The organism is Gemmatimonadaceae bacterium (genome assembly GCA_036273715.1).
In the GTDB taxonomy this organism is placed as follows: Bacteria; Gemmatimonadota; Gemmatimonadetes; order Gemmatimonadales; family Gemmatimonadaceae; genus JADGGM01.
In genome coordinates this window covers 131,345-140,183 of record DASUHB010000074.1, presented here as the reverse complement: position 1 = coordinate 140,183, position 8,839 = coordinate 131,345, and the positions used below count along the sequence as shown (strand labels likewise).

The following is an 8,839-nucleotide window of genomic DNA, read 5'->3' as shown; positions in this document are numbered from 1 at the left end:
TGTAGCCGCCGCTCCCGTAGGTACCGGCGCGCATCCACACCGTGTCGCCCGGATGGATCCGGCCACCGGCGCCAGCCAGCGCCGTCGTCAGATTCCAGGGCGAGCTGGCCGTGCCCGCACCGCCGCTCGATCCGTTAGGCGTTACGTACCACCCCGAGTGCGATGTCGCGCCCGTGCCACCCGAGACGGTGATCGAAGCCGTTGCTGATTTCGACTCCGAAGTGGCTTTGACGACGGCCGATCCGGCCGCAATCGCGGTCACGACACCTGAGCTGCTGACCGTCGCCACCGACGTGGAGGACGATTGCCAGGTGATCGTGCGCCCGCTCAGCACGTTGTTCGCCGAGTCCTTCAAGGTCGCCGTGAGTTGCTGCGTGCCACCGACGGACAGCGTAGCGGATGTCGGTGAAAGGCTAACCGTCGCAACCGGCACCTGCGTCACGGTGATTCCCGCCGTTCCGCTCTTCCCGCCGCTGGTTGCGGTCACCGTCGCGCTTCCGACGGCAACTGCCTGAATCATTCCGTTGGATGAAACCGTCGCGACACCGGTTGCGCTGCTCTTCCATGTCACGGTCTGTCCCGTTAGGACGTTCCCGTTCGCATCGCGTACCGTTGCCGACGCCTGCTTGGATGCGCCGACCACGAGGCTGACGGAGCTTGGCGTGACCGCAACCGACGCCGCCGGCGCTTCCGCCACGGTGATGGTGGTCGAGTCACGCTTGCCTTCACTCGTCGCGTAAACCTGCGTCAAGCCGGCGACGACACCTTTTACCAAACCGCTCGCAGAAACCGACGCGATCGTCGAGTCTGCAGCCGACCACGTGATCGTACGACCCGTCAGTACGTTGCCCGATGAATCGAGGGCCGACGCGCTGAGTTGAACCGTGCCACCAATGATGATGGTGGCGCTGTCCGGCGTCTCCGCAACGCTCGCGACCGGCGCGTTGACGACGGTAATCGCGCTGCTATCGCTGTGTCCGTTGCTCGCTGCGGTAATCGTCGCCGTTCCCGTGGCGACAGCGGTCACGACGCCGGCCGAGCTGATGGTCGCGACGGAACTGGTCGACGTGGCCCAGGTGATCGTTTGTCCGGCGAGCACAGTCCCGGCCGAGTCCCGAGGTGTCGCCGTGAGTTGACTTGTCTTACCCTTGATGATCGTCAGCGTCGAAGGCGTGACCGAGATCGATGCGACAGTCGGCGGGTTGACCGGGACGGTGACCAACGCTGCGCCCGACCGACTGTCGCTGGTCGCAGTGATGGTCGCAGTACCGGCGGCGACTCCCGCGACGACACCAGTCGATGATACCGACACGGCGCTCGAGTTGGAGCTCGACCAGGACACGGTTCGTCCCGTTAGGACATTGCCGGCCGAATCCTTGAGCGTTACGGCCAACTGTGACGTCTTGCCGATTGATAGCGAGAGCGTGCCCGGCGAGACGATCACCGCGGCGACTGCGACATTCGCGATCTGAAGCTTTGCATTGCCATGCTTCTTCCCGCTCGTCGCGACAACGGTCGCAGTACCAGCGGATTTTGCTGTCACCACACCGGTCGCCGTCACCGATGCCAGCGCCGAGTCATCGACAGACCACTCGACACTCCCCTTCATTGGCCGTCCGCGGCTGTCGAGGAGCGTCGCCGAGAATTGCGCCGACTGACCCGGCACGATGGAGGTCACCGCTGGCGAGACTTCGACGCTGTCGACGATGACACCGACCACGGAGACGGGAGCGCTTTCCTCTACGCTGTCGGAAGTTGCTGTGACCTGGGCGGAGCCCTGAGCCTTGGCGATTGCCAAACCGGTCGACGACACCGTCACGATAGCTGGATTGGAGCTTGTCCAGCTGACAGATCGACCGGCGAGGACATTGCCATCGCCGTCGCGTGGTGTGGCCGAGAATTGCATCGTGTCGCCAGTCATCAGCGACGCGCTTGTGGGCGACAGGGCCAGCGACGCCACTGCCGCAGGCAGCACAGTGAGGGAAGCGGCACCCGACTGCTGGTCGCTGGACGCCGTAATGGATGCCGTGCCGACGCGTCGCGGTGTCACTTGGCCGGTCGCCGACACGATGGCGATCGTCGTGTCAGAGCTGCGCCACGTGACTTGGGCGCCAGACATGGCGTTTCCCGACGCATCGCGAACCGCCGCGTCGAATGACACGGTGCCGCCGATGTGGACACTGGCGCTCGTCGGCTCGATCGAAATCGAGGCTGCCGAGTGCGGGGTATCGAGCAGCGGAGCGGATGTGTCGAGACAGGCTACCGCTGCGGCAACGATGAGGAACACTGCGATGGAGCTTGCGCGAACGTGGGGACGCATGCCACCCCCTTGCTGAGGATCCGTTCGGCGGCCCGACCGGCATGGCGCGCGGTGCGCGCTGTAGCCTCGTGGCTTTGCGTCGCCGGCTTTCGCCGGGTATGCCTTTGTCGCGTGAGCCCCAGTGGGGCGTGCGATCGTGCCTGGTGCCTGCTGTGTGACGTAGCGACGCTCGACAAATCGACAAGCAACCACGCCCCTTTTCCGTGTGTTCGCATTGCCTCAATTGTTGTCAGATCATAGGGAAATCCAAGTAGATTCGTCGGGTGCGCAACGATAAGCGTCACATTGCTCTATTCTTATATTTGCAACATCCAAGATTCGCATACTCGCGCGCGACGTCGGCAGTCGCCGACGAGTGAACGCGTCGCTTCGCTCGATCACGCAGAGAGTTCGTGCGCCTCGCCATCTTCACGAATCAATTTCCGAATCGCGTTAGCACTTTTTTCGCGCGCGATGTGCGGGGCCTCATCGATCACGGCATTGAGGTGGACATTTTTCCGCTCCGCCCCCTGGATGAATCGCTGTGGCAGTATGTGCCGAGTGAATTGAGCGATGCGGTGCTGTCGCGCGCCCGCATTCATCACCTGGGATCGAGCACTGGTGATGCGAACTCCAGTGGACATGGGGCGAGTGCTCTACCCGTAGAGATGGCGCTCGCAGCCAGTGCGTCTGCACTGAAATACGGTTGGGAGACCACGGCGAAGACCATATACGCGATTCGTGGTGCGCTCGAGTGGGCACGGCGCTTTCCGGATGGGTTCGACCATGTGTGGTCGTATTGGGGCAATTACGCAGCGACGTCGGCGGCGCTCTTTCACAGGGTGACGAGCCCAGGGGCGCCGTTCTCGATGACGCTTCATGCCGGCACGGATCTGTATCGGACGCCCGTCTTCATGAAGCAGAAACTGCAGTACGCGGATAACGTGTTCGTCGTGTGCGAATTCAACCGCACATATCTCGAGCGGCATTTTCGCGGCGTGTGGCCGGCTATCTCAGGTAAAGTGCAGCTGCATCACCTCGGTCTCGACCTGAGCGAGTATTCTTATTCTGAAGCCGGCCGGACGCCGGGTCGTGTGCTGTGCGTGGGGTCGCTCGAACGCGTCAAAGGTTTCTCGGACGCGGTGCGGGCCGTTGCAGCAGTAGGGTCAACGGATCACGGTGTCCACTTGGACATCATTGGCGAGGGGCCAGAATCGCCGGCGCTCAGACGGATGGCTTCGGAATTGGGCGTCGCTGATCGTGTGAATTTCCGCGGCTGGCTGAAGCCGGGCGAAGTGCGTGACGCGATGCGCTCCGCCACAATCCTCGTCCATCCGTCGACGGGTCTCGGCGATGCCGTGCCGACCGTGATCAAGGAGGCCATGGCGCTCGGGACTCCAGTTATCGGGACGCAGGTGGTTGGAATTCCCGAGCTGCTTGCGGATGGCGCGTGCGGCGTGCTCGTGCCACCGCGTGACTCACGTGCGCTGGGCGAGGCGATTCGATCACTCCTCGCCGATCCAGACAAGCGGTTGCGCTTTGCGCGCGCGGCGCGTGCGCGGGCGGAGGGCATGTTGGATGTGAAAGTCACGAGTGCGCATCTCGCGGCACGACTCGTCGAATCGAGGCGCAGGCCGCGGAGCAGCCGCGAGGAGACTGTGTCGTCATCCGTGTCGACAGTCAAGAATTAGGTGAGTTGGCGCGACGCACTTCTCGAGGTGTACAATCGCCTTCCGCCCGGTGCCCGCTCGATCGCGGCGAGTGCGCGGGGGGCTCGTCTTCGCGCGTGGAGATACGGTCCGGAAACCGAGCGACTCGTCGCAGAAGCGCTCGAACGAGACACGTGGTCCGCAGAGCGCTGGCGCGCCTACCAGGAAGATCGTCTCGCTGTATTGCTCGAGCGGGCCGCTCAACGGGTGCCGTACTATCGTGCGCTGTGGTCAGAGCGCCGACGCACGGGGGACCGAAGGCCGTGGGACGTGCTCGAGCACTGGCCGGTGCTCGACAAGGCGGCGGTGCGGCGCGATCCACGGTCGTTCGTTGCGGATGACTGTCGTCGAGGCGCGATGTTCCACGAGCACACCAGCGGAACGACGGGCACGCCGATCGAGCTGTGGTTCCGGCGCGAGACGGTGCATCAATGGTACGCGCTCTTCGAGGCGCGATGGCGGCGTTGGAACGGTGTGACGCTGCACGACCGATGGGCGATCTTCGGCGGCCAGTTGGTCACGCCGATACGACAAGGCGCGCCGCCGTATTGGGTGTGGAATGGTCCGCTCTCGCAGCTATACTGCTCATCCTATCATTTGCGAGCGGATGCGATCCCCGCGTATGTCGAGGCGCTCGAGCGATACGAGATCGTATATCTGTGGGGCTACAGTTCCGCGCTGTACGCGCTCGCGCAGGGAATCTTGCGCCTCGGCAGGCGGCCGCCGGCGCTACGGGTCGTCGTGACGAATGCAGAGCCGCTGTACCCGCATCAGCGGCGCGCCATGGAAGATGCGTTCGCTGCGCCCGTGCGGGAGACGTACGGCATGTCCGAGATCGTAGCCGCGGCGGCGCAGTGCGATCACGGCGCGCTGCACCTTTGGCCCGACGCGGGCGTCGTCGAAGTGCTCGATGACGGCGCGGCAGCACGGCCCGGTGCGACGGGCGATCTGGTCTGTACTGGCTTGCTGAACACCGACATGCCGTTGATCCGGTATCTTGTCGGCGACCGCGGGGCCGTCCTCGCCGACAGGTCTTGCTGTGGATGCGGACGCATGCTTCCTGTGTTAGGCGCGCTGGACGGCCGGGCCGACGATGAGCTGGTCACGAGAGACGGGCGACGCGTCGGCCGACTGGATCCGGTGTTCAAGGCAAGCATCCCGCTCGTCGAGGCCCAGTTGATTCAGGAAAGCGAGGAGGCCGTGCGCCTGCGGTTCGTTCCCGCGTCCGGCTTCTCCGCCGATCACGAGCGTGAGTTGATCGCGCGCATCCGCGATCGCCTGGGCCAGGTCAGCGTTAGGCTCGAGCGCGTCGACACGATTCCGCGCGGCTCGAACGGCAAATTCCGCGCGGTGATCAACGAGATGCGCGCCAGGGCATCGGGATCGGAGACAGCGCCGTGACGGACCGAGGGCAGGACATCGAGCAGACGCCGCTCGTCAGCGTGGTCATTCCGTGCCGGAACGAGCGCGATTTCATCGAGCCGTGTCTGGCCTCACTGTTGGCTGCGCCGTATCCGGCCGACCGCCTCGAGATCCTGGTGATCGATGGGATGAGCGATGATGGGACGCGCGACCGGCTGGCTGCGTACGCCGCATCTCATCCCGCAGTACGCGTACTCGACAATCCGAAGCGGATCACGCCGGCGGCACTCAACGTCGGGATCGCGAATGCGCACGGTGAGGTGATCATGCGCGCGGATGCGCACACGATTTACCCGGCGTCGTACATCCCATCGCTCGTGCGATGGCTGCTGAAGAGCGGCGCCGACAATGTCGGGGGGCTGTGGATAACGGAGCCTGGCGGAACGAGCGCCGTGGCTCGAAGCATTGCGGCGGCGTTGGCGCATCCAGCGGGCGTCGGCAACGCGCACTACCGCGTGGGAATCGATGAGCCGCGCTGGGTGGACACAGTGCCCTTCGGCTGCTACCGGCGGGACGTCTTCGATCGTATCGGGATGTTCGACGAGGACCTGATCCGGAATCAGGACGACGAGCTCAATTTCCGCCTAACGCGTGCCGGCGGCCGAATCCTGCTCGTGCCGGACGTCGAGTGCCGCTATCGGGCGCGAGAGTCGCTCGGAAAGCTTTGGCGCACATACTACCAGTACGGCTACTACAAGCCCCTGGTGGCTCGGAAATCGGGCGGCGTTTCGAGCTGGCGCCAGCTGGTTCCACCCGCATTCGCCGCGTTGGTCATCGCGGCGGCGATTCTCGCGGTGGTCGTACCGAAACGTGCCGGTGTTCTCGCCGGGGTTGTTGCGATCTATTTGGTTGCGCTGCTTTCCGTCTCGATGGACATCGCCCGCCGGGGCGGCCTCCGAGTCGCCTTGCTCTCCCCGGCAGCGTTCGCGGTGCTGCATTTTTCCTACGGGCTCGGCTACCTGCACGGCGCGATCGCCTTCCTGGTCTTCCAGCGTGCGTCGGCGCGGCAGTCGGTCCGGCTGAGCCGCCTAACGAGATAGTGCCCCGACACCAACGAGAAGGGCGCTGTGCCCGCTCGGCTCGCGGCCGGGCGGTGCGTCCGTGGTTGCGTAGGTTGCCACCTGCCAATGAGCTGCGGCACAGCGTGGAGCACGTCCCCCAATCGATGCAGCATTGCTACAACAGAGCGATCGATCGATAGTTAAAGCCGCTATAATCGCGTGTTCTTGTCGATTTCCGCGGGTCAAGAACTTGATTACAGCGGATTCTGCTCTATTGACCCCTCCGCTATGGCTCTTTATGGTGGGTGACCGTTTTCCGTTAGAAAACGCTAACAATTCGCCGGCGTTCGTCCAGCAAATCGGTTGGAAGCGGGCCGAGCGATTCCCTGGGTTGGAAGGGTGAGGATGTACAGTTCAGAGCCGAACATCGCCGCCAAAGCGGTTGGTCCAGCGACAGACGTGAGCCAGGCGACGTCTGCCTCGCTTGGTTCGCGGACGCGGCGTACGTCGACCGAGCGTGTGACGAGCATCGCCACGTATCGCGAGGCCGCGGCCGTTAGGCGCGCGGGCCGCACCGGCGTCTACGTGCCGCGATCCGAGTTCCTTGCGTTTTCGCCGCCCGTGGTGGGCGAAGAAGAGATTCTGGAAGTGGTGGACACGCTTCGCTCGGACTGGCTGACCACCGGTCCGAAGACCCGCCGTTTCGAGCACGATTTTGCGGACTACCTCGGTGCTGCCGGCGCCCTTGCGCTCAACTCATGCACGGCGGGATTGCATACGGCGCTGGTCGCGTTAGGCATCGAGGCCGGTGACGAAGTGATCACGACGCCGATGACGTTCGCGTCGACGGTGAACGTCATCGAACACGTGCGCGCGCGTCCGGTGCTCGTCGATGTCGAGCCGGATACGATGAACATCGATCCGCGCGCCATCGAGTGTGCGATCACGCCGAGAACGCGTGCGATTCTTCCAGTGCACTTCGCCGGGCATCCAGCCGATCTCGATGCGATCGGCGAGATCGCGTCGGAGAACGGTCTCTTCGTGATCGAAGATGCGGCGCATGCACTGCCGGCGTTCTACAAGGGACGGCGGATCGGTTCGGGCGCGAATCCGACGGCGTTCAGTTTTTACGCAACGAAGAACCTGACGACGGCGGAAGGCGGGATGCTCACGGGCAGCGCGGATTTTCTCGATCGCGCCCGGCCGATCAGCCTGCACGGGATGTCGAAAGATGCGCTCACGCGGTATGCGAAGGGCGGCAGCTGGCAATACGACATCGTGGAGCCCGGCTTCAAGTACAACATGACGGACATCCAGGCCGCAATGGGACTGTGCCAATTGCGGAAGCTCGACCAGTTCGATTGTCGGCGCCGCGAAATCGCGTCGACCTACAGCGCGGCGTTCGCAGGCGAAGATGCACTCGAGGTGCCGGTGGAGCGTTCCGACGTTCGGCACGCGTGGCACCTGTATACGCTGCGGTTGCATCCCGAGGTCCTCACCATCAATCGCGACCGGTTCATCGAGGAGCTGGCCGAGCGAAACATCGGCACGTCGGTGCATTTCATCCCGATTCACATGCATGGCTACTACCGCAATCGCTACGGCTACGAATGCGGCGATTACCCGGTGGCCGAGTCGAACTTCGAGCGCGTGTTGAGCCTGCCGCTGAATCCTCGGTTGTCGGCGCATGATGTCGAGGACGTCGTCGAGGCGGTGCTGGACGTCGTTCGCACATTTCGTCGTTGAGTTTCATGAAGCGCGCGGTCGATCTGGTAGCGGCTGCACTCGGCTTGCTACTGATATGGCCCGTATTCGCAGTCGTGGCGGTCGCCATCGCTTTCGACAGCTCCGGACCGGTGTTTTTCCGTCAGGAGCGCGTCGGCGCGGGCGGCCGCCTGTTTCGCATCTGGAAGTTCCGCACGATGGTCACCAACGCGGAACGGAGCGGTGGGCAGCTCACCGTCGGAGACGACCCGCGTATCACGCGAGTTGGACGCTGGTTGCGGCGCACCAAACTCGACGAATTGCCGCAGCTGCTGAACGTGTTGTGTGGGGAGATGTGTCTGGTGGGGCCGCGTCCCGAAGTGCCGAGATACGTCTCGTTCTACGGTGCCGCGGAACGCCGCGTTCTCTCGTTGACGCCTGGCATCACCGATCCGGCGTCGCTGGCGTACTTCGATGAGCAGAAACAACTCGCTGCAGAGGCGGAGCCGGAGCGAGTCTACGTCGAACGAATCATGCCGGCAAAGATCCGCCTGAATCTCGCCTATGCCGAACGAGCGTCGATGTGGAGCGACCTGCATGTGATCGGCGCCACCCTGTGGCGCACCATGAAAAGCACGGGATCCGGCACCAGCGCGGGCGTTCTCGTGGATTCGGCGCACCATTCTTAGGAGCCGCCGCGATAT

At 63.9% G+C, this 8,839-nt stretch carries 6 protein-coding genes and 1 riboswitch; of the genes, 5 read left to right on the top strand and 1 reads right to left on the bottom strand.

All coding sequences use genetic code 11. The features are described 5' to 3' along the window. A partial coding sequence (locus tag VFW04_19000) for an Ig-like domain-containing protein (GenBank protein HEX5181427.1) occupies positions 1-2,320 on the bottom strand: 2,320 nt, incomplete at its 3' end. A gap of 23 nt (positions 2,321-2,343) precedes the next feature. Beyond that, positions 2,344-2,433, bottom strand: a riboswitch (cyclic di-GMP riboswitch). 279 nt (positions 2,434-2,712) lie between these two features. Between VFW04_19000 and VFW04_18995 the strand changes: the two genes are divergently transcribed. The 5 genes from VFW04_18995 to VFW04_18975 all read left to right on the top strand — a co-directional run bounded on the left by VFW04_18995 (position 2,713) and on the right by VFW04_18975 (position 8,824). Then, entirely contained in the window at positions 2,713-3,990 is a 1,278-nt protein-coding gene (locus tag VFW04_18995; GenBank protein ID HEX5181426.1) for a glycosyltransferase, read from the top strand. 288 nt (positions 3,991-4,278) lie between these two features. Then, on the top strand, positions 4,279-5,409 hold the full coding sequence (locus VFW04_18990) for a hypothetical protein (protein ID HEX5181425.1): 1,131 nt from the start codon (positions 4,279-4,281) through the stop codon (positions 5,407-5,409). Further along, positions 5,406-6,470 (top strand): glycosyltransferase family 2 protein, encoded by a 1,065-nt coding sequence (locus VFW04_18985; protein ID HEX5181424.1) that lies wholly within the window; start codon positions 5,406-5,408, stop codon positions 6,468-6,470. The genes VFW04_18990 and VFW04_18985 overlap by 4 nt, the downstream gene beginning before the upstream one ends. Positions 6,471-6,950: 480 nt before the next feature. Then, positions 6,951-8,177 (top strand): DegT/DnrJ/EryC1/StrS aminotransferase family protein, encoded by a 1,227-nt coding sequence (locus VFW04_18980; protein HEX5181423.1) that lies wholly within the window; start codon positions 6,951-6,953, stop codon positions 8,175-8,177. 5 nt (positions 8,178-8,182) lie between these two features. After that, positions 8,183-8,824: a sugar transferase gene (locus tag VFW04_18975; protein ID HEX5181422.1), complete on the top strand. Its 642-nt coding sequence runs from the start codon at positions 8,183-8,185 to the stop codon at positions 8,822-8,824. Positions 8,825-8,839: the final 15 nt, after the last annotated feature.